This window comes from Monashia sp. HAY1-2A, assembly GCF_056755315.1.
The window spans coordinates 15,580-35,349 of the sequence record NZ_JBNDHY010000017.1 but is presented as its reverse complement, the minus strand read 5'-3'; the positions used below and the strand labels follow the sequence as shown (position 1 = coordinate 35,349).

Genomic DNA, 19,770 nt, shown 5'->3' with positions numbered 1-19,770 from the left:
TCGGGCGACAGACGGGGAGCGTGTGTCATCCGCTCATCCCCACCAGGAGCCCCGCATGTCGACCGACCAGCTCGCCGCCGCGACCCCGACGCCCACCACCCCCGCCGACGGTTTCGCCGACTTCATCGGCCGGCACGTCGGTCCCCGCGCGGACGACGTCGCCCGGATGCTCGACGTGGTGGGCCAGCCGAGCCTCGACGCCCTCTGTGACCGGGCCATTCCCGGCGCCATCCGGGAGCAGACCCCGCTGCGCCTCGAGGCGGCCGCCAGCGAGAGCGCCGTCATCGACGAGCTGCGTCGGTTCGCCTCGCGCAACACCGTGCTCACCTCGCTCATCGGCCTCGGCTACTACGGCACCGTCACCCCGCCGGTCGTGCGCCGCAACGTGCTCGAGAACCCGGCCTGGTACACCGCGTACACCCCGTACCAGCCGGAGATCTCCCAGGGCCGGCTGGAGGCCCTGCTCAACTTCCAGACCGTCGTCACCGACCTCACCGGCCTCGACGTCGCCGGCTCGTCCCTGCTCGACGAGGCCACCGCGGCGGCCGAGGCGATGTCGCTGATGCACCGGGCCACCCGGGCCAAGGCCGAGGCCGTCGTCCTCGTCGACGAGCTCGTCTTCCCGCAGACCATCGCCGTCATGCGCACCCGTGCGGAGGCCATCGGGCTGCCCCTCGTCGTCACCGACCTGCGCTCGGTCAGCGATACCGAGGCGCTGGCCACGGCGGCCGGCGGCGCCCCGGTGGCGGGCGTCGTAGTCCCGTACCCCGACGCGTCCGGGCAGCTGCACGACTGGTCGACGCTCGCGGAGGCGGTGCATGCCGCGGGTGGCCTCGTCAGCGCGTGCGCGGACCTGCTGGCCCTGACGCTCGTCGCGGCTCCGGGGGAGTGGGGCGCGGACATCGCCGTCGGGAGCGCCCAGCGGTTCGGCGTGCCGATGGGCTTCGGCGGCCCCCACGCCGGCTACATGTCGGTCCACCGGGGTCTCGAGCGCCAGCTGCCCGGTCGCCTCGTCGGCGTCTCCGTCGACGCCGACGGCCACCAGGCCTACCGCCTGGCGCTGCAGACCCGCGAGCAGCACATCCGACGCGAGAAGGCGACCTCGAACATCTGCACCGCGCAGGTGCTGCTCGCCGTCATGGCGAGCATGTACGCGGTGTGGCACGGTCCGGCGGGCCTCGTCGGCATCGCACGCCGCGTCGGCGGCCTGACCGCGGGCCTGCGCGCGCGCCTCGTGGCCGGTGGCGTCGACGTCGAGACGACCGCCTTCTTCGACACCCTGACGGTCGTCGTGCCCTCCCGCGCCGACGACGTAGTCACCGCCTTCGCCGACCGGGGCATGAACGTGCGCCGCGTCGACACCGACCGTGTCTCGTTGAGCCTCGACGAGACCTCCACGGCCGCAACGGTGTCCGCCGTCCTCGCCGCTCTCGGCCTCGACGCGTCCGACGTCGCCGAGCCGGCATCGGACGGCGACGCCGGCGTGGCGACCGGTGTGCCGAGGCAGCTCGAGCGCACGTCCGAGTTCCTGACCCACCCGGTCTTCCATGCGCACCACTCGGAGACCGCGATGCTGCGCTACCTGCGCCGCCTCGCCGACCGCGACTTCGCGCTGGACCGCGGCATGATCCCGCTCGGTTCCTGCACGATGAAGCTCAACGCGACCACCGAGATGGAGGCCATCACCTGGCCGGAGTTCGCGAACCTGCACCCGTTCGCCCCGGCCGACCAGTCCGAGGGCATCCGCGCCCTCATCGACGAGCTCGCCGCGTGGCTGTGCGAGATCACCGGCTACGACGCCGTGTCGCTGCAGCCGAACGCCGGCTCGCAGGGCGAGTTCGCCGGACTGCTCGCGATCCACGCGTACCACCAGGCACGGGGCGAGGGCCACCGCCGGGTCTGCCTGATCCCGGCGAGCGCCCACGGCACCAACGCCGCGTCGGCGGTCATGGCCGGACTGACGGTCGTCGTCGTCAAGACCGCCGCGGACGGCACCGTCGACATGGACGACCTGCGCGCCAAGATCGAGGCGCACCGCGACGACCTCGCCGCGATCATGGTCACCTACCCCTCGACGCACGGGGTCTACGAGGACACCATCACCGAGCTGTGCGAGCTCGTCCACGACGCGGGCGGCCAGGTGTACGTCGACGGCGCCAACCTCAACGCGCTCGTCGGCCTGGCCCAGCCCGGCCGGTTCGGCGCCGACGTCAGCCACCTCAACCTGCACAAGACGTTCTGCATCCCGCACGGCGGCGGCGGCCCGGGCGTCGGACCGGTCGCCGTGCGCGCCCACCTCGCGCCGCACCTGCCCAACCACCCGCTCGCACCCGAGGCCGGTCCCGCGACCGGGGTGGGCCCGATCTCGGCGGCGCCCTACGGCTCGGCGAGCATCCTGCCGATCTCGTGGGCCTACGTCCGGCTCATGGGGGGTGCCGGCCTGCGGCACGCCACGCAGACCGCTGTCCTCAACGCCAACTACGTCGCCGCTCGGCTGCGTGAGCACTACCCGGTCCTCTACTCCGGCACCGACGGCCTCGTCGCGCACGAGTGCATCCTGGACCTACGGGCCCTCACGGCCCGCACGGGTGTCACGGTCGACGACGTCGCCAAGCGCCTCATCGACTACGGCTTCCACGCGCCCACGATGAGCTTCCCGGTGGCCGGCACCCTCATGGTCGAGCCGACCGAGTCGGAGAACCTCGACGAGCTGGACCGGTTCTGCGACGCGATGGTCGCCATCCGCGAGGAGATCGAGCAGGTCGGTCGCGGCGAGGTCGCCGTGGCCGACAGCGTGCTGCGGCACGCCCCGCACACCTCGATGCGCCTCGCGGGCGAGTGGGACCACCCGTACGACCGCGCCACGGCTGCCTTCCCCGTCGGCGTGTCCGCCCCGGACAAGTACTGGCCGCCGGTGAGCCGCATCGACGGCGCCTACGGCGACCGGAACCTCGTGTGCTCCTGCCCGCCGCCGGAGGCGTTCGAGGGCTGAAACACCCCGGGGGAATTTCTCGCGTCGAGCCCGCGAGTGTGGTTGTCTCGGCTCGTGGGCGCCGACGTCGAGCAGGCCAGGTACACCCGGGAGCAGCGGCAGCAGTACCGGGAGAAGGTCCGCCGCGACCTCGACGTGTTCGAACGGATGCTCGGCAAGAGCGAGTTCGAGTTCGACCGGCCCATGACCGGGCTCGAGATCGAGCTCAACCTCGTCTCCGAGGACCTCGGGCCCAAGCTCGACAACAAGGTCGTCCTCGAGCAGATCGCCGACGAGAACTTCCAGACCGAGCTCGCCCGCTACAACATCGAGCTCAACGTCCACCCGCGCCCGCTGCCCGGGGACTCGGCGCTCGAGCTCGAGCAGCACCTGCGCGAGTCGCTCAACCAGGCCTCGGCGCGCGCGGCCGACCTCGGCGTCGGCATCGTGGCCATCGGCATCCTGCCGACGATCATGGCCGAGCACTTCGAGGGCGACTGGATCAGCGAGAACATCCGCTACGCGGCTCTCAACAACGCCGTCCTCGACGCGCGCGGCGAGGACGTCTGGCTCGAGCTCGAGGGCCCGACCGGCGAGCGCATCGCCCGCTACTCCGACAGCCTGGCGCCGGAGTCGGCGTGCACCTCGATCCAGCTGCACGTGCAGGTGCAGCCGGAGCGGTTCGCCGACCACTGGAACGCCGCGCAGGTCCTCGCCGGCCCGCAGCTGGCCCTCGGCGCGAACTCGCCGTTCTTCCTCGGGCAGCGGCTCTGGGCGGAGACCCGCATCCCGCTGTTCACGCAGTCCACCGACACCCGTTCGGTCGAGCTGAAGAACCAGGGCGTCCGGCCGCGGGTCTGGTTCGGGGAGCGGTGGATCACCTCGATCTTCGACCTCTTCGAGGAGAACGTCCGCTACTTCCCCGCCCTGCTGCCGGAGATCTCGGACGAGGAGCCCGAGGAGGTGTTCGAGCGCGGTGAGGTGCCCGCGCTCAAGGAGCTGCGCCTGCACAACGGCACCGTGTACCGCTGGAACCGACCCATCTACGACATCGTCGGCGGCCGCCCGCACCTGCGGGTCGAGAACCGGGTGCTGCCGGCCGGGCCGAGCATCGCCGACGTCCTCGCCAACGCGGCCTTCTACTACGGGACGCTGCGCTACCTCGCCGAGGAGGACCGTCCGGTGTGGACCCGGATGAGCTTCTCGGCCGCGGAGGCGAACTTCGAGGAGGGCGCGCGGCTCGGGATCGACGCCCGGACGTACTGGCCCGGCTTCGGTGAGGTGCCGACGACCGAGCTGGTCCTGCGCCGGCTGCTGCCGATGGCCCACGAGGGCCTCGACCGCTGGGGCGTGTCGGCGGCGGTCCGCGACCGGTACCTGACGATCATCGAGCAGCGCTGCCTCAACGGCGTCAACGGCGCCTCGTGGCAGACCGAGTGCGTCGCCCGGCTCGAGGCGCAGGGCCTGACCCGCGACAAGGCGCTGCGCGAGATGCTCGCGCGCTACATCGAGGGGATGAGCGCCAACGCGCCGGTCCACACGTGGGAGCTGCCCTGACGCGTGGGCCTCAGGCGTCCTTGAGCAGCCGCCAGGGCGAGAGGTTGAACGAGCCGATGCAGCGCGTCGACCGGTGGTGGGTCAGGACGCTCATCGACCCGGCGTCGAGGACCAGCTGCTGGCCGAAGCGCGGGTCGACACCGAGGTAGACCGCGGTGAGGACGCGCAGGGCGTGGCCGTGCCCGAAGAGCGCGACGTTCCCCTCCTGGAGGTCGGGCCACACCTTGTCGATGACCTGCTGGCCCCGTGCGGCGACCTGCTCGACGGTCTCGCCGGGTGTGACACCGGGCTTCACGCCGTCGACGAACACCTCCCACGGGTGGCCGACCTCGGCGCTGATCTGCTTCGTCGTGATGCCCTCGTAGGCGCCGTAGTCCCACTCGCGCAGGAGCGGCTCGACCTCGAAGTCGCCGAGGCCGGCGAGCTCGGCCGTGCGACGGGCGCGCTGCAGCGGCGAGACGAGGACCCGCGTGAAGGTGCGCGCGCGGAGGATGTCGGCGAGCTCGCAGGCCGCCTGCTCACCCTCGGGCAGGAGCGGCAGGTCCGTGGTGCCGGTGTGCTGGCCGGTGAGCGACCACTCGGTCTCGCCGTGCCGGAACAGGTAGAGGTCGCCGGGAACGGCGCTGTCGCGCTGGGCCATGGGCGCCATCCTCGCACCTGCTCGGGCAGACTCGCCCCATGGACCTGCCGTTCGAGCTGCTCAACGTCTTCGCCGTCGAGGGCGACCCGTTCTCGGGCAACCCCCTGTGCGTCTTCACCGACGCCGGGGGCCTGGGGGAGGCCGCGATGCAGCGGTGGGCCCGCCAGTTCAACCTCAGCGAGACGACGTTCGTCACGGGGCAGGACGGCGCGGGCGAGGCGTCGGTGCGGATCTTCACCCCCGACCACGAGATGCCGTTCGCCGGCCACCCGACGCTCGGTACCGCGGAGGTCGTCGCCGGGCTCGTCAGCGGCCGTCCGCCGAACCGGGTCGACCTGACCATGCCCGCGGGGCGCATCCCGGTCGAGCGGGTCGAGGGCGGCTGGCGCCTCGACGCACCGACCGCCCGGACCCGTCCGGTCGACGCGAGCCCGGCCGACCTGGCCACCGCCCTCGGGCTCGAGCAGGCGGCCGTGGTCGAGGCGTCGTGGGTCGACGCCGGCGTCGAGCAGCTCATCGTGCGCCTGCGCGACGTCGAGGACGTGCGGGCCTGCGTCGCCGACCCGCGGCTCATGGCCCGGCACATGGCGTCCCCGGGTCACCCGCCGCACGTCTACGTGTGGGCCTGGACCGGCCCCGGCAGCATCGAGGCCCGGCTCTTCTTCACCCAGGGGTCTGCAGTCGCCGAGGACCCCGCCACCGGCTCCGCCTGCGCCAACCTCGGCGGGTGGCTGGCCGAGCAGGGCCGGCGCGACGCGGTGATCGAGGTGAGCCAGGGCGCCGCGGTCGGGCGTCCGTCCCGGCTCGTCCTCGAAGTGGACGCCGCCGGAGGGGTGCACGTCGGTGGCCGCGTCGAGCGGGTCGGCGCGGGCGCGTGCCGCGACGCCACCGCGGCGGGACGGGAGCGCTGAGGTGGGTGTCTACATCGGCTTCCTGCGGGCCGTCAACGTCGGCAAGCGCCAGGTGCGCATGGAGCGACTCCGACAGGTGCTGTCGGAGCACGGCTTCCGCGACGTCGAGACCCACATCCAGACCGGCAACGTCAAGGTCACCTCGCCGATGCGCAGCGCCGCCAAGGTCGAGAAGGAGCTGCACCGACTCATCAGCGACGCGTTCGGGTTCGACGTGCCCGTCGTCGTCCGGACGCCGGCGCAGCTGCGCCGGCTCGCCGAGGAGGCCGAGCAGCTGGACTCGCCCATCGCGCCCGACGCCCGACGCTACGTCACGTTCATGACCGGCGACCTGGATCCCGACGGCGTCGAGGCGCTGCACGCCTGGGACGTACCGACCGAGGCGGCCCGCGTCCTCGGCACCGACATCGTGCTGTTCCTGTCCGACGGCGTGCAGGGCGCCCGGCTGACCCACGCCCGCATCGAGCGGCTCACCGGCGCCGTCGGCACCGCCCGCAGCATCACCGTGGTCCGGGCCCTCGCCGACAGGTGGTGCCCCTGAGGCCCGACCGGCGCGGTTGCGCCTGAGCCGTGGCGCGCGTCAGAGGCGCGACCGGCGGACCAGCTCGAAGCAGACGACCGCCGCGGCCGCCGACACGTTGAGCGACTCGACCCCCGAGGCCATCGGGATCGAGACCCACGTGTCGACGAGCCGCGCGACGTCGGGGGACAGGCCGGCCGTCTCGCTGCCGAGGACGAACGCGACCGGCGTGGGCAGGTGCGCCGCGAAGAGGTCGTCGTCACCGGACGCGTCGAGCCCCACGACGTGGAAGCCGTGGTCCTTGAGGGTGGCCACGGCCTCGGCGGCTGTGGCGGTCTTGAGGATCGGCGCGCGGAACGCGACGCCGGCCGAGGCCTTGACGACCAGCGGGTCGAGGGAGGCGACCCCGCGACGGGGGACGACGACGCCGTCCACCCCGGCGGCCGTCGCGGACCGCAGGATCATGCCGACGTTCGCGGGCGTGGTGATGCCGTCGAGGACGAGGACGGCGCCGAGCGTGGTCGCGGGCTCCCCGAGCGCGCCGGCCGGGAGGCCCTGCCCCCCGACGAGCGCGGCGAGCGCCGCGCCGAGGGGACGCATCCGCGGCGCCACGACGTCGGCGAGCACACCCTGGTCCTGGCGCCCGTTGCCGGCCAGCTTCTTGACGCGCTCGGCGCTGGCCCGCTGAACCGGGACGCCGCGACGGCGGGCGGCCTGCTCGATCTCGCGGATGCCGGATCCGCGGACCCCCTCGGCGACGACGACCTTGTCGACGTGCAGGCCGGCGTCGAGGAGCACCTCGTGGACCGGGTTTCGCCCGTAGACGGTGATGAACCGGTCCTTGGGGGACACGGGCTCGGCCTGCCCCGGGTGGCCGGTGCCCGGGCGGGTGGTGCGTGGGTCCTGCGAGCTCACGGCGTCAGGATGTCACAGGCAGGGTGAGGGCCCGGCGCGTTCGGCACGGTGCCGGTGCCCGGCCCGTCCGTGGAGGCCGCCGACGCAGGCATGATGGGCCCGGACCCGAGGCCGGGAATGGGCCGGGGAGGTCCCGCGTTCTGCAAGTTGAATTCTCAACAACCAAGGAGCTGGGAGCCATGCAGTTCGGGATCTTCACCGTCGGCGACGTCACGACCGACCCCACCAGGGGACGGACGCCGACCGAGCACGAGCGGATCAAGGCCACCGTGGCCATCGCAAAGAAGGCCGAGGAGGTCGGGCTCGACGTCTTCGCCACCGGGCAGCACCACAACCCGCCCTTCGTCGCCCCGGGCAACCCGCCCGTGCTGCTGGCCAGCATCGCGGCCCAGACCGAGCGGATCATCCTGTCGACGTCGACGACCCTCATCACGACGACCGACCCCGTGCGCATCGCCGAGGACTACGCGATGCTCCAGCACCTGGCCGAGGGCCGCGTCGACCTCATGATGGGCCGTGGCAACACCGGCCCGGTGTACCCGTGGTTCGGCAAGGACATCCGCGAGGGACTGCAGCTGGCCATCGAGAACTACGCGCTCCTGCACCGGCTGTGGCGCGAGGACGTCGTCGACTGGCAGGGCAACTACCGCACCCCGCTGCAGGGCTTCACGTCGACGCCGCGCCCGCTCGACGGCGTGCCGCCGTTCGTCTGGCACGGCTCGATCCGCAGCCCGGAGATCGCCGAGCAGGCCGCGTACTACGGTGACGGCTTCTTCTCCAACCACATCTTCTGGCCCGCGAGCCACACCGCCCAGATGGTGCAGCTCTACCGCCGGCGCTTCGAGCACTACGGCCACGGCACCGCCGACCAGGCCATCGTCGGCCTCGGCGGTCAGGTGTTCATGCGCAGGAACAGCCAGGACGCGGTCCGCGAGTTCCGTCCGTACTTCGACAACGCGCCGGTCTACGGCCACGGGCCGTCGCTCGAGGACTTCACCGCCCAGACGCCGCTGACCGTCGGCAGCCCGCAGGAGGTCATCGAGCGCACCCTCGGGTTCCGCGACTACGTCGGCGACTACCAGCGCCAGCTCTGGCTCATGGACCACGCCGGCCTGCCGCTCAAGACCGTCCTCGAGCAGCTCGACATCCTCGGCGAGGAGGTCGTGCCCGTCCTGCGCCACGAGTTCGCCGCCCTGAAGCCGGCCCACGTGCCGGACGCCCCGACCCACGCCGGCCTCGTCGCGGCCGCGGGTGGCGCGCACGACGCCACCGTGTACGCCCCCGCCGACGACGTCACCGGCGCCTCGCCCGACGCGGCGCACGCCCAGCCCACCGAGACCACCGAGCCCACCGAGACCACCGTGGAGGTGACCCGATGACCACCCGTCCCACCGACCTGCGCCGGCCGGTCCACCTCGCCGTCGTCACGGCCGGACTGACCCAGCCGTCCTCGACGCGGCTGCTCGCCGACCGCCTCACCGAGGCCGTCGTACGCGCCCTCGCCCCCCGCGAGGTCGTGGTGGAGGTCGTCGAGGTGCGCGACATCGCCCACGAGCTGACCGACAACGTCCTCACGGGCTTCGCGGCGCCCGAGCTGCAGTCGCGGCTCGACGCCATCGCCGGGGCGGACGCCGTCATCGTCGCCACGCCGGTCTACGCAGCCTCCTACAGCGGGCTGTTCAAGATGCTCGTCGACGTGCTGCCGAAGGACGCCCTGCGGGACACGCCGGTCCTGCTCGGCGCCACCGGGGGCACGGCCCGCCACTCGCTGGCGATCGACCACGCGCTGCGGCCCCTCTTCGCCCACCTCGGCGCCCTCGTCGCCCCGGTCGCCGTCTTCGCGGCGTCCGAGGACTGGGGCAGCGTCGAGGCCGGCCGGCTCGGCGAGCGCATCACGCGCGCGGGTGCCGCCTTCGCCGGGCTCGTGTCGGGCGCGCCGCGACGCGAGCGCGTCGACCCCTTCGAGGACGTCACGCCGTTCGCGGCGCTGCTCGACGGGTTGAGCGCCTGAGGGCCTGACCGCCGAAAGCGGTGGACGCACGCCGGAGCCGCGGCCCACGACGGGTCGCGGCTCCGGTGCGTCGGCGGGACGGGCCCGGCCCATTCGGCGCAGAGGACGCGGGAACGGGCAGACTCGGGCCGTGACCTCCATGCCGGCGAGCCGACCCGGGCCCGCCCTCGCCCGCCGCCTGACGACGACCGACGCGACCCTCATCGGCGTCGGCTCGATGGTGGGCGCGGGCCTGTTCACCGCGTTCTCGCCTGCCGCCGCATCGGCCGGCTCCTGGCTCCTCGGTGCGCTGCTGCTGGCGGGGCTCGTCGCCATCTGCAACGCTGCGTCGTCGGCCCAGCTGGCGGCCCAGTACCCCACGTCGGGCGGCACCTACGTCTACGGCCGTGAGCGACTCGGACCGTGGTGGGGCTTCGTCGCCGGCTGGGGCTTCGTCGTCGGCAAGACGGCCAGCTGCGCGGCGATGGCGCTCGCCTTCGCCGCCTACGTCGTCCCACCCACCTGGCAGCGCCCCGTTGCCGCCGTCACCGTCGCCGCGCTCGTCGGCGTCAACTACCGCGGCATCACCCGCACGGCCGCCCTGACCCGCGCGCTCGTCACGGTCGTCCTCGTCCTGCTCACCGTCGTGCTCGTCTCGGCCGCCGTCCTCAGGTGGGACGCGCCGCCCGTCGACTCAGCACAGGTTGCCTCCGGCTCCGCCGGCCTCGGCGGTGTGCTCCAGGGCGCAGCCCTGCTCTTCTTCGCCTTCGCGGGCTACGCGCGCGTCGCCACGCTCGGCGAGGAGGTGCTCGACCCCTCGCGGACGATCCCGCGCGCCGTCGCCTTCAGCTTCGCCGTCGTCGTGCCGATCTACGCGCTCACCGGCGCGCTGCTGCTGCACGTGCTGGGACCGACCGCCACGGCGGCGTCGCCGGCACCCGTTCGCACCGCGGCTTCGGTCGCGCAGGGGCCGGACGGGTGGCTCGTGTGGGTCACCGCTGCCGCGGCCGCCGTCGCGACGCTCGGCGCGCTGCTCGCCCTCGTCGCCGGGGTCGGCCGGACGGCGCTGGCGATGGCCCGGGAGGGGGACCTGCCCCGCCGGCTGTCGGCCGTCCACCCCCGCTTCGCCGTGCCGCACGTGGCGGAGCTGACCCTCGGTGCCCTCGTCATCGCCCTCGTCCTGCTCACCGACCTGCGCGGCGTCATCGGCTTCTCCTCGTTCGGCGTCCTGACCTACTACGCCGTGGCCAACGCAGCGGCGCTGACCCAGACGTCGGAGCACCGGCGGTATCCGCGGGCCGTGGCGGTTTTCGGCCTCGTGGGCTGCCTCGCCCTCGCCTGGGCGGTCCCGCTGGGCTCCCTGGTCGCCGGTGTCGGGGTGCTCGCGGCGGGCCTGCTCGGCCGGCTCGTCGTGGTCCGCGCGAGGCGGGCCGGACCCTCCTGAGCGTCGTGCACGCCCAGGCGGCGACCGGATGGCACACGCCGGGGACCGCTCCCCATGGACCCGTGACCCCCGGGGCCCTAGCGTGACCGCACCGCTGCTGGAGGAGGTGCGTGCCGTGCTCTACCGCAAGGGGGCCGACCCGGAGGCGCTCGACCGGGTGGCCGTCGAGCTCGCCCGTAGTGCACGAGACGTCGACGGGGTCCGCATCGACGCGTCCCGTGCGGTCTCGATGCTCGGGCAGGCCTGGGGCGGCGACGACGCCGACCGCCTGACCGAAGACTGGCAGCGCGCGGCGGCCCAGCTGTCCCTGCTCGGGACGCGGCTCGACGACCTGGCGACCAGGCTGCGCGACAACGCCCGGGGCCAACGCGCCGCGAGCGGTCCAGCCGGACCGAGCACTGCCGGCGGTGCCATTGGTGCCGGAGGCCGCACCCCGTGGCCGCCCTGGCCGTTCGGTGGTCTCGGGCCGACACCCGGGCCCCCGCCGACCGGGCCGGGTGGACCCGAGCCACGGCCGCTCGCCGAGGAGACGCGCGGCACCGAGCCGCGTCCTGTCGACCTCGAGCTGGCCCGGCTGGCGCGGGGCGTCTACGACGGGACGGGCACCGAACGGTTCGTCGCAGTGGCCGACGACGACCTGCGCGCGCTCGGCATCGACCCGTCGCGGCTCACCGGACCGGGTGGCTTCCAGGCCCAGGTGTACGCCGACAGCGACGGTGGCTACGTCCTCGCGTTCGCCGGCACCGACCCGACGAGCGTCGGCGACTGGGCCACCAACATCCAGCAGGGCACCGGGCAGCTGAGCACCCAGCACCTGCAGGCCATCGGCCTGGCCCGGGACCTCGACTCCGCCGTCGGGCCGGACCACCTCGTCCTGACCGGGCACTCCCTCGGCGGCGGGCTGGCCAGCACGGCCGCGGCGGCCACGGGACAGCCCGCCGTCACCTTCAACGCCGCCGGCGTGCACCCCAACACGCTGCTCGCCGCCGCCGCGCTCGGGGGCGGGCACGTCGGCATCGCCCCCGACCAGGTGCGCAACTACCACGTGCGCGGTGAGCTGCTCACGACCCTGCAGAACCCGCTCGGCTCCTTCGTCGACCACGTGCCGTTCGGCATCGGCGACAACGTCCTGGCGCCCGACGCGCTCGGCACCCAGATCGCGCTCGACCCGGCCGAGCGGCCGCGCGTGTCCGTGTCCGGCTGGGCGGCCGTGAGCCCGGTCGTCGGTGTCGTCGACGTCGCCGTGGACCTCGGCAGCTGGTCGGTGCACGAGCACCAGGCGCCCTCGGTCATCGAGGCCATGGAGGCGAGCACCTGGTTCGGCAAGCAGTGAGCCCGCCGCCGCACGCGTGGTCAGGTCAGGCCGAGGCGGTCGACGACGAGGTCGGCGATGGCCAACGACGCGGTGGCGGCGGGGGAGGGCGCATTGCGGATGCAGAACACCGGGCCCACGCGGCTGAAGCGGAAGTCCTCCACGAGCGAGCCGTCGGCGTCCATGGCCTGTGCCCGTACGCCGGCCGGGGCCGTGAGGACGTCCGAGGTCCGCAGCTCGGGCACGTACCGACGGACCCGGGCGACGTACGTCCGCCGGCTGAGCGAGCCCGCGAGCTCGTGCAGCCCGGTGCGCACGTTGGCACGCGCGAAGCGCCGGAACCCGGGTGATGCCGCGAGCCGGCGCAGCTGGTCGAGGTCGACGTCGCCACGACGATAGCCCTCGCGGGCGGTGGCCAGGACGGCGTTGGGTCCGAGGAGCACCTCGCCGTCGGTGCGCCGCGTGAGGTGCACGCCGAGGAACGGGTACCGCGGGTCGGGGACCGGGTAGACGAGGCCCTTGACGAGGTGGCGCGCCTGCGGACGGAGGCGCAGGTACTCGCCACGGAAGGGCACGATGCGCGGGTCGGGGCCGTCACCCGCGAGCACCGCGAGCCGGTCGGCGCCCAGACCGGCCGCGAGGACCACGACGTCGGCGGTGACCACCCGGCCGTCGGGCGCGGTCAGCCGGACCGGTTCCGAGCCCCCTCGGCGCACGTCGACGACGTCGAAGTCGGTGACGAGCGTGGCACCCGCGCGCGACGCGTCCTCGAGGAACGACCGCGCGACCGCGCCGAAGTCGGTGACGGCGGTCGTCGGGGACAGCAGGGCGGCGCGTCCGGCGACGTGCGGCTCGACGGCTCGCAAGCCGTCGGGCCCCAGACGCTCGAGGCCGGGGACGCCGTTGGCGCGGGCCCGTCGCTCGAGCTCCCGCAGCCGCAGCTCCTCCTCGGCGTCGAGCGCCACGACGACCTTGCCCAGCTCGTCGTAGGGCAGGCCGCGCTCGCGGCAGTACGCGGAGAGCCTGCGCACGCCCTGACGCGAGAGGCGTGCCTTGTCCGAGCCCGGCGCGTAGTAGACGCCGGCATGGACCACCCCGCTGTTGTGGCCGGTCTGGTGCCGGCCGGGCGTGGCCTCCTTCTCGACGACCGTGACCACGGGACGCGGGGCGAGCGAGACGAGCCGGCGCGCCACCGCGGCACCGACGATGCCGGCGCCGACGACCGCGACGTGCGTCCGGCTCACACTCCGGTCACCCGCTCTGCTCGACGGCCTCGATGTCGGCCCGCGTGGCCGGGACGACGTGCGCCGCGTACGGCTCGCGGTGCCGAGCGACCCAGGCGCGGATGTACGGGCACAGGGCGACCACGACGCGTCCGGACTCGATCGTCGCGTCGAGGGCCGTCCGCGCCAGCCGGCTCGCCAGGCCGTGGCCCTCCAGCTCGGGGCGCACCTCGGTGTGGAAGAAGACGACGCGGTCGGGACGCCCGTCGTGGCCCGGCACGACCTCGTACTGGGCGATGCCGACGACGCGCTCACCGTCGCGCACCTCCCAGCGTCCGGCGGCGGTCGCGTCGACGACGGTGAAACGGTCGGCATCGACGTCCGGAGGTGCCGGTGCCGGGTCGGTGGCTGCGACGGGGCGGCCGTCCTCCGGGGGGCTGGCAGGCTCGGTCATGGGCCCAGCATGGCAGGGTGGCGTCATGGCGAAGTACTTCGACGTCCACCCGGTGGACCCCCAGCCTCGAGCCATCCGCCAGGCCGTCCAGGTGCTGCGCGACGGCGGCCTGGTCGCCTACCCGACCGACTCCTGCTTCGCCCTGGGCTGCACCCTCGACAACCCCGAGGGCAAGGAGCGCATCCTGCGGATCCGGCAGCTCGACGACAAGCACCACTTCACGCTCGTCTGCGCGGACTTCGCGCAGCTCGGCCAGCTCGTCCACCTCGACAACGCCGTGTTCCGCGCCGTCAAGGCCGCGACGCCCGGGCCCTACACCTTCATCCTGCCGGCGACCCGCGAGGTGCCGCGCCGCCTCCTGCACGCGAAGAAGAAGACCGTGGGCGTCCGCATCCCCGAGCATCCCGTCGTGCGCGAGCTGCTCCGCGAGCTGGGCGAGCCGGTCCTGTCGAGCACCCTGCTCATGCCCGGCGACGACGAGCCGATGACGGACGGCTGGCAGATCAAGGACCGCCTCGACCACGTGGTCGACGCCGTCATCGACTCGGGGGAGTGCGGACTCGAGCCGACCACCGTCGTCGACTGGTCCGAGGGCCACCCCGAGGTGACGCGGGTCGGGGCCGGTGACCCCTCGCCCTTCGAGTGAGCGCGTGCGGCGCGCTCCGGTCGCCGCTGTCGCGTTGCCGTCGACCCCGCCGAGACCAAGGACCTGGCTGCGGACCTGGCTGCGGACCTGGCTGCGGACCTGGCTGCGGACCTGGCTGCGACACGGGCCGCGCTCGCGTGGTCCCCACTGTCGCCGCGTCGCCGCGTGGGGTTCAATCGGGCCATGAGCCACGCGCCGACGAAGGAGTCGATGACGGCACTGCTCGCGGGGCTCGACCCTGCCGAGCGGGAGACGATCCGGCTGCGGCTCGACCGCTGGACCGACGACCTCGTCGCGGCGCTCGCCACGCTCTACCCCGGGCGCGACGTGTCCGCGCTGGCGCTGCGGCTCATCGGGCGGGCCGTCGCCGGCTTCCGCGACCGTGACCCCGAGCTGCGGCGCCTCGACCAGAAGCGCCTCCTGCGTCCGGACTGGCTCCAGCAGCCGGACATGTTCGGCTACGCCTGCTACACCGAGCGGTTCGCCGAGGACCTGCGCGGCCTCGCCGGCCACCTGGACTACCTGCGCGACCTCGGCGTCACCTACCTGCACCTCATGCCCTTGCTCCTGCCGCGTGACGGCGACAACGACGGCGGCTACGCCGTCGCCGACTACCGACGCGTGCGACCCGACCTCGGCGACGTCGAGGACCTTCGCGAGCTGACCCGCGCCCTGCGCACCGAGGGCATCTCGCTCGTCCTCGACCTCGTCCTGAACCATGTCGCCCGCGAGCACGAGTGGGCCCGGCGCGCCCGAGCGGGGGAGCAGCACTACCGCGACTACTTCCACATCTACCCCGACCGCGTCATGCCCGACGCGTTCGAGCGCACCCTGCCCGAGGTCTTCCCCGACTTCGCGCCCGGCAACTTCACGTGGGACGACGAGCTCGGAGCGTGGGTCTGGACGACGTTCAACGAGTGGCAGTGGGACGTCGACTGGGGCAACCCCGACGTCCTCGTCGAGTACGCGGAGATCGTCCTGCACCTGGCCAACCTCGGAGTCGAGGTGCTCCGGCTCGACGCCATCGCCTTCACGTGGAAGCGCCTCGGCACCAACTGCCAGAACCAGCCGGAGGTGCACGCGGTGGCCCAGGCGCTTCACGCGGTGGCGCGCATCGCGTGCCCGGCGCTCGCGTTCAAGGCCGAGGCGATCGTCGGCCCGCGCGACCTCGTCCAGTACCTCGGCCTGGGACCCCACGCCGGCCGGGTCAGCGACCTCGCCTATCACAACAGCCTCATGGTCCAGGTCTGGTCGATGCTCGCCACGGGCAGCACGACGCTGGCCCGGGTCGCGCTCGCCGCCCTGCCGCCGACGCCCCCGAGCGGCACGTGGATCTGCTACGTCCGCTGCCACGACGACATCGGCTGGGCCATCGACGACGAGGACGCCGCGCGGGCCGGGCTCGACGGCTTCGCGCACCGGCGCTTCCTGTCCGACTGGTATGCCGGCGAGTTCCCGGGGTCCTGGGCGCGCGGCCTGGTGTTCCAGGCCAATCCGCTCACCGGGGACAAGCGGATCAGTGGCACCGCCGCCGCCCTGACCGGGCTGCAGGCCGGGGAGGACGACGGCGACCGGCTCGAGCGAGACCTCGGCCTGGCGCGTCTCTTCCTCGCGCACGCCGTGGTGGCCGGCTGGGGAGGTATCCCCGTCGTGTGGAGCGGTGACGAGCTCGGCCTGCCCAACGACCCGCTGTGGGACCTCGAGCCGGGTCACAAGGATGACAACCGCTGGGCGCACCGTGAACGCCTCGACTGGGAGGTCGCCGCCCGGCGGGGGGATCTGTCGACCGACGCGGGGAAGGTGTTCCAGGGCCTGCGACACCTGGCCCGGGTGCGGGCCGGGCTGCCGCAGCTGCACGCCTCGGCGCCGGTGACCGTCGTCGCCGACACCGACGACGGTGTGCTCGTCGTCGTCCGTTCGCACCCGAGCGGGCCGATGGTCGGCGTCTACAACGTGACGCCGACGTGGCGCACCGTCGAGGTGCGCCACCTGCACGAGGCGGGCATCGCACAGCCGGTCGACGCGCTCGGCGGGCACCCCGTGTACGCCGGGCCGGACGGCATGGCCGCGCTGAGTCCGTATGCCGCGTGGTGGGTCGTCGACGCGTCCGTCTGAGGGCTCGCCGCCGCCGGGTGGACGCTGACCCCTGGCCACCTCCTTGGTAAAGGTTGTCCGATAACCTTTACCAAGGAGGTGGCGACATGGCGGTCAGCTGGCCCGCGCTCGGGTGGCGCAGCGTGCCCTGGCAGCCGATCGAAGGGCTGCTCGACCTGTCGCGCCGGGCGCTGCGAGCCACGCCCCGCACCTACGACGCGGCCCTCGTCCCGGCCGTGGCGGCCGCCACGCTCATGCTGCCGGGGGACCTGGCCGCGGACCTGGACGAGGCGACCCGGCTGCTGGCCGCGTTCGACGCCGGCGGAGCGGGGGAGATCGCCCCGTTCGCCGCGGTTCTGCTGCGCTCGGAGAGCGCCGCGAGCTCGCAGATCGAGAACCTCACGTCCTCGGCCCGAGCCCTCGCCGAGGCCGAGATCGGGGAGGGCGACCGCGCGAACGCCTCGCTCATCCTCGGCAACGTCCGGACGATGCAGGCCGCTCTCGACCTCGCCGGCCGCCTGGACGAGTCGGCGATCCTCGCGATGCACCGGGCCCTCATGGCCCAGCAGGTCCGCCACGCGGCAGGGGAGTGGCGCACCGAGCAGGTCTGGGTCGGCGGCTCACCCCTGCACCCCGGCCGGGCCGACTACGTGCCGCCCGTGGCCGCGGACGTCCCGGGCCTCGTGGCCGACCTCGTCGCCTTCATGGACCGCGACGACCTGCCGCCACTGGCCCAGGCCGCCCTCGCGCACGCCCAGTTCGAGACGATCCACCCGTTCACCGACGGCAACGGCCGGACCGGTCGGGCCCTGCTGCACTCGGTGCTGCTGCACACCGGCGCGATCCACCGGGTCACGGTGCCCATCTCCGCCGGCCTGCTCGCCGTCCGCGACGAGTACTTCTCCGCCCTGACCGCGTACCGGGCCGGTGACGCGGAGCCCATCCTGCGGTGTGTCGCCGGTGCCGCGCGCAGCGGGGCCCACATCGGCGAACGACTCGTCGGGGCGCTGCGAGACGTCCGTACGGAGTGGGAGGAGCGCCTCACGGCCCGTGCGGGGTCCACCGCTCGGGCAGTGCTCGACCTCCTCGTCCGCCAGCCCGTCGTCACGGCGCGCGTCGTGGCGCGCGAGCTCGGCGTCACGGCGCCGACCGCGCAGTCCGCGATCCAGCGACTCGTCGGCGACCAGATCGTCGTGGAGTCGACCGGACACCGGCGCAACCGCGTGTACCGGGCGCCTGATGTGCTCGCCGCGCTCGACGACTACGCCGCCGGCCTTGGCCGTCGGGTTCCGTGATCGAGTTCCATTGCGCCACAACATGATTCGCCCATAATCGACATTATGATGTTCGCTGGCAGGCGAACTCGAGGCTCACCAGGCGTCGATCCACGTGCCGTGCGGGTGCCCGACACCGAAGACGCTCGGCCGACCCTCGGCGCCGTCGACCCAGCATCGCAGTCCGAGCACCGTCGGGCCCTCGCCGCCCCGCGGGTCATCGGGCAGGCCGGGCACGCAGCCCGGCGGCTCCGCCGTGAACCACGTCAGCCGCGGGACCGACCCGGCGATCCGGGCCAGCTCGGCGCCGAGGGCCGCCCGCCGCTCGCGCTCGACGTAGGTCAGCGCCCACGAGCTGAACACGACGACGTGTTCGGCGACACCCGCGTCCGAGCCGGCGCGCGCGTCCTCCAGCGCCGCGCCCACGGCCCGGGCGACGTCCTCGACGATGTCGCCCCGCAGGACGAGGGGAGGGTCCGCGCGCAGCACCTGTCGGGCGGCCTCGAACCGCTCGACCCGGCCCGGCACGTCCGGCCACAGGCACGCGAGCAGCCAGCGCACGGCGTCCTCGTCCTCGAGCCCGACGGGGTCGCGGTCGAGGCCGGCGCGCCCCGCCACCTGCGGCAGCGGTCCGAGGGCCGGCCGGCGGGCCGAGCGGTCCAGGCCCTCGCACCGGACGCGCGACGCGGCGTCGCCGACCGTCGCACGCGCACCGTCCCGGGTGGTCGTCGTCACGGCGTACCGGTCGACACCGAGCAGCAGCCCAGCGCTCGCCCCGAGCTCGACGAGTGCCACGCGACCTGGTCCGGCCGCCTCGCGGGACCGCGGACCCGAGCTGCCCGCCGCTGCAGCGAGTCCCGCTGCCACGTAGACGCAGCGGTTGACCTCGTTGGTCTGCGTCGTCCGCGTGGCGACGGTCCGACGCAGCTCGTCGGCGTGGTCGAGGACGGTCTCGCGCACGTCGGGCCACGGGTCACCGGTGGCGACGGCATCGCGCCCGACCACGCTGGCGTACCACCGTGCAGCCGGCACGTCGGGCCGCTGCAGGACCAGGTCGTGCAGAGCCGCGAACCACAGCACGGGACGGGCCTGACCGGGCTGGGCCGCCACGAGCAGCCCGGCCGTCTGCGGGTCCTCCGCGACGCGTCGGCTCACCGTGCCGTACAGCGGCAGGGAGGCGTACTCGGCACCGAACTCGCGAAACCGCCGACGCACCCGGTCGAGGCGCTCCACGTCGGTCCCGCCGTCCTCGTCGCGCGCCCGGCCCGGCTCAGAAGCCGGTCGCACCGTCGACCCGTTCCCGGACGAGGTCGGCGTGCCCGTTGTGGCGGGCGTACTCGCCGATGAGGTGGAGGTAGACGAAACGCACCGAGAAGGGCTCGCCGCCGGAGGGCACGACCTCCTCGAGGTCGTGCACGGCTGCCACGGCGTCGGCCTCGCGCCACTCGTCGAGGAGGGCGGCGTAGTCGTCGGCGGCGCCCTCGGGGTCCAGCTCGTCGAAGTCGCGGTCGACGCCCTCGCCGAACCCGTGGAGGGGCGCGACGTCCTGGCCACCGACACGCTGGCGCCACCAGACCCGCTCCACCTTGCGCAGGTGGCGCAGCAGGCCGAGCAGGCTGATCCCGGACGGGTCGACCGCGCGGATGGCCAGCTGCTCGCCGGTCAGGCCGGAGCAGATCGCGAGCAGCGTGGTGCGGTGGTGGTCCAGCAGACCGGCGAGCAGCTCCGGCTCGCGCGCCACGAGCGAGCCGTCCGGCCGCTCGACGACCGGTGCCCTCCACGGGGCGTCGGCGCTCGTCGATGTCGTCGTCACGGGGCC

17 protein-coding genes are annotated in these 19,770 nt (G+C 73.8%); 11 read left to right on the top strand and 6 right to left on the bottom strand.

From position 1 onward, the window contains the following. The first annotated feature begins 55 nt into the window (after positions 1–55). Entirely contained in the window at positions 56–2,992 is a 2,937-nt protein-coding gene (gene gcvP / locus ACPYOM_RS04335; RefSeq protein ID WP_481345026.1) for an aminomethyl-transferring glycine dehydrogenase, read from the top strand. Between the two features lie 54 nt (positions 2,993–3,046). After that, on the top strand, positions 3,047–4,528 hold the full coding sequence (locus tag ACPYOM_RS04330) for a glutamate-cysteine ligase family protein (protein WP_481341106.1): 1,482 nt from the start codon (positions 3,047–3,049) through the stop codon (positions 4,526–4,528). Between the two features lie 10 nt (positions 4,529–4,538). On the opposite strand, the gene ACPYOM_RS04325 is transcribed toward ACPYOM_RS04330, so the two are convergent. After that, positions 4,539–5,168, bottom strand: a complete 630-nt coding sequence (locus tag ACPYOM_RS04325; RefSeq protein ID WP_481345025.1) for a histidine phosphatase family protein — start codon at positions 5,166–5,168, stop codon at positions 4,539–4,541. A gap of 38 nt (positions 5,169–5,206) precedes the next feature. On the opposite strand from ACPYOM_RS04325, the gene ACPYOM_RS04320 reads away from it, so the two are divergent. Together ACPYOM_RS04320 and ACPYOM_RS04315 are read left to right on the top strand one after the other, a co-directional pair. Beyond that, positions 5,207–6,079, top strand: coding sequence for a PhzF family phenazine biosynthesis protein (locus ACPYOM_RS04320; RefSeq protein ID WP_481345024.1), 873 nt, complete (start codon positions 5,207–5,209; stop codon positions 6,077–6,079). A 1-nt stretch (position 6,080) separates the two neighbouring features. Beyond that, entirely contained in the window at positions 6,081–6,620 is a 540-nt protein-coding gene (locus ACPYOM_RS04315) for a DUF1697 domain-containing protein (protein WP_481341109.1), read from the top strand. A gap of 39 nt (positions 6,621–6,659) precedes the next feature. On the opposite strand, the gene ACPYOM_RS04310 is transcribed toward ACPYOM_RS04315, so the two are convergent. Further along, entirely contained in the window at positions 6,660–7,514 is an 855-nt protein-coding gene (locus ACPYOM_RS04310) for a TrmH family RNA methyltransferase (RefSeq protein WP_481345023.1), read from the bottom strand. Between the two features lie 179 nt (positions 7,515–7,693). On the opposite strand from ACPYOM_RS04310, the gene ACPYOM_RS04305 reads away from it, so the two are divergent. The 4 genes from ACPYOM_RS04305 (at position 7,694) to ACPYOM_RS04290 (ending at position 12,281) form a co-directional block, all read left to right on the top strand. Next, positions 7,694–8,893: an LLM class flavin-dependent oxidoreductase gene (locus ACPYOM_RS04305; RefSeq protein ID WP_481345022.1), complete on the top strand. Its 1,200-nt coding sequence runs from the start codon at positions 7,694–7,696 to the stop codon at positions 8,891–8,893. Further along, positions 8,890–9,525, top strand: coding sequence for a CE1759 family FMN reductase (locus ACPYOM_RS04300; protein ID WP_481345021.1), 636 nt, complete (start codon positions 8,890–8,892; stop codon positions 9,523–9,525). Before ACPYOM_RS04305 ends, ACPYOM_RS04300 begins: the two co-directional genes overlap by 4 nt. A gap of 139 nt (positions 9,526–9,664) precedes the next feature. Beyond that, the gene (locus ACPYOM_RS04295) at positions 9,665–10,948 is read left to right on the top strand and encodes an APC family permease (protein ID WP_481345031.1); all 1,284 of its coding nucleotides are present in this window, start codon (positions 9,665–9,667) and stop codon (positions 10,946–10,948) included. A gap of 82 nt (positions 10,949–11,030) precedes the next feature. After that, on the top strand, positions 11,031–12,281 hold the full coding sequence (locus ACPYOM_RS04290) for a Tle-like phospholipase domain-containing protein (RefSeq protein WP_481345020.1): 1,251 nt from the start codon (positions 11,031–11,033) through the stop codon (positions 12,279–12,281). Positions 12,282–12,301: 20 nt separating this feature from the next. Here ACPYOM_RS04290 and lhgO read toward each other — a convergent pair whose 3' ends face one another. Together lhgO and ACPYOM_RS04280 are read right to left on the bottom strand one after the other, a co-directional pair. Then, positions 12,302–13,504, bottom strand: a complete 1,203-nt coding sequence (gene lhgO, locus ACPYOM_RS04285) for an L-2-hydroxyglutarate oxidase (protein WP_481345019.1) — start codon at positions 13,502–13,504, stop codon at positions 12,302–12,304. Between the two features lie 7 nt (positions 13,505–13,511). Next, positions 13,512–13,937, bottom strand: a complete 426-nt coding sequence (locus tag ACPYOM_RS04280) for a GNAT family N-acetyltransferase (RefSeq protein ID WP_481345018.1) — start codon at positions 13,935–13,937, stop codon at positions 13,512–13,514. A 25-nt stretch (positions 13,938–13,962) separates the two neighbouring features. Between ACPYOM_RS04280 and ACPYOM_RS04275 the strand changes: the two genes are divergently transcribed. The 3 genes from ACPYOM_RS04275 to ACPYOM_RS04265 all read left to right on the top strand — a co-directional run bounded on the left by ACPYOM_RS04275 (position 13,963) and on the right by ACPYOM_RS04265 (position 17,972). Further along, complete coding sequence (locus ACPYOM_RS04275) at positions 13,963–14,583, top strand: L-threonylcarbamoyladenylate synthase (RefSeq protein WP_481345017.1); 621 nt, start codon at positions 13,963–13,965, stop codon at positions 14,581–14,583. 183 nt (positions 14,584–14,766) lie between these two features. Next, the gene (locus ACPYOM_RS04270; RefSeq protein ID WP_481345016.1) at positions 14,767–16,698 is read left to right on the top strand and encodes an alpha-amylase family protein; all 1,932 of its coding nucleotides are present in this window, start codon (positions 14,767–14,769) and stop codon (positions 16,696–16,698) included. A gap of 86 nt (positions 16,699–16,784) precedes the next feature. Next, complete coding sequence (locus ACPYOM_RS04265; RefSeq protein WP_481345015.1) at positions 16,785–17,972, top strand: Fic family protein; 1,188 nt, start codon at positions 16,785–16,787, stop codon at positions 17,970–17,972. A gap of 75 nt (positions 17,973–18,047) precedes the next feature. On the opposite strand, the gene ACPYOM_RS04260 is transcribed toward ACPYOM_RS04265, so the two are convergent. Continuing rightward, entirely contained in the window at positions 18,048–19,238 is a 1,191-nt protein-coding gene (locus tag ACPYOM_RS04260; RefSeq protein WP_481345014.1) for a DUF2332 domain-containing protein, read from the bottom strand. Beyond that, positions 19,222–19,764 (bottom strand): DinB family protein, encoded by a 543-nt coding sequence (locus tag ACPYOM_RS04255; protein WP_481345013.1) that lies wholly within the window; start codon positions 19,762–19,764, stop codon positions 19,222–19,224. The genes ACPYOM_RS04260 and ACPYOM_RS04255 overlap by 17 nt, the downstream gene beginning before the upstream one ends. Positions 19,765–19,770 lie beyond the last annotated feature (6 nt).

Bases quoted from the DNA above. Each gene is read 5' to 3' on its own strand.
- gcvP (WP_481345026.1), top strand. From the start codon at position 56: ATGTCGACCGACCAGCTCGCCGCCGCGACCCCGACGCCCACCACCCCC.
- ACPYOM_RS04325 (WP_481345025.1), bottom strand. From the start codon at position 5,168: ATGGCCCAGCGCGACAGCGCCGTTCCCGGCGACCTCTACCTGTTCCGG.
- ACPYOM_RS04320 (WP_481345024.1), top strand. From the start codon at position 5,207: ATGGACCTGCCGTTCGAGCTGCTCAACGTCTTCGCCGTCGAGGGCGAC.
- ACPYOM_RS04305 (WP_481345022.1), top strand. From the start codon at position 7,694: ATGCAGTTCGGGATCTTCACCGTCGGCGACGTCACGACCGACCCCACC.
- ACPYOM_RS04300 (WP_481345021.1), top strand. From the start codon at position 8,890: ATGACCACCCGTCCCACCGACCTGCGCCGGCCGGTCCACCTCGCCGTC.
- ACPYOM_RS04295 (WP_481345031.1), top strand. From the start codon at position 9,665: ATGCCGGCGAGCCGACCCGGGCCCGCCCTCGCCCGCCGCCTGACGACG.
- ACPYOM_RS04280 (WP_481345018.1), bottom strand. From the start codon at position 13,937: ATGACCGAGCCTGCCAGCCCCCCGGAGGACGGCCGCCCCGTCGCAGCC.
- ACPYOM_RS04275 (WP_481345017.1), top strand. From the start codon at position 13,963: ATGGCGAAGTACTTCGACGTCCACCCGGTGGACCCCCAGCCTCGAGCC.
- ACPYOM_RS04270 (WP_481345016.1), top strand. From the start codon at position 14,767: ATGAGCCACGCGCCGACGAAGGAGTCGATGACGGCACTGCTCGCGGGG.
- ACPYOM_RS04265 (WP_481345015.1), top strand. From the start codon at position 16,785: ATGGCGGTCAGCTGGCCCGCGCTCGGGTGGCGCAGCGTGCCCTGGCAG.